This window comes from Staphylococcus pasteuri (genome assembly GCF_030547725.1).
In the GTDB taxonomy this organism is placed as follows: Bacteria; Bacillota; Bacilli; order Staphylococcales; family Staphylococcaceae; genus Staphylococcus; species Staphylococcus pasteuri.
Genome location: NZ_JAUOQO010000385.1, coordinates 1 through 267, shown reverse-complemented (window position 1 = coordinate 267; position 267 = coordinate 1). Strand labels below are relative to the sequence as shown.

The 267-nt window shown below is 69.7% G+C and carries 1 protein-coding gene; it reads left to right on the top strand.

The annotated features are described in order from the left end of the window. Nucleotides 1-267, top strand: a 267-nt coding sequence (locus tag Q4528_RS14095) for a transposase (protein ID WP_303522231.1), incomplete at both ends; no start/stop codon positions are given.

Here is a 267-nt window from a genome sequence, read left to right as displayed (position 1 = left end):
CCGTCGACCAGACCCACCGGCAACACGCAATCATCGAGAACGTCCACGCCGACCTGAAGAACTCGGCCCTGGCTCACCTGCCCTCAGGCAAGTTCACCGCCAACGCCGCCTGGCTGGTCCTGGCCATCATCGCGTTCAACCTGACCCGGGCCGCCGCCTGCACCGCCGCCAGCGGCCTGGCGAAAGCGACCACCGCCACCATCCGACGCAAACTGATCCACGTCCCGGCCCGGGTCGCGTCCTCGGCCCGGCAGCTCACCCTGCACC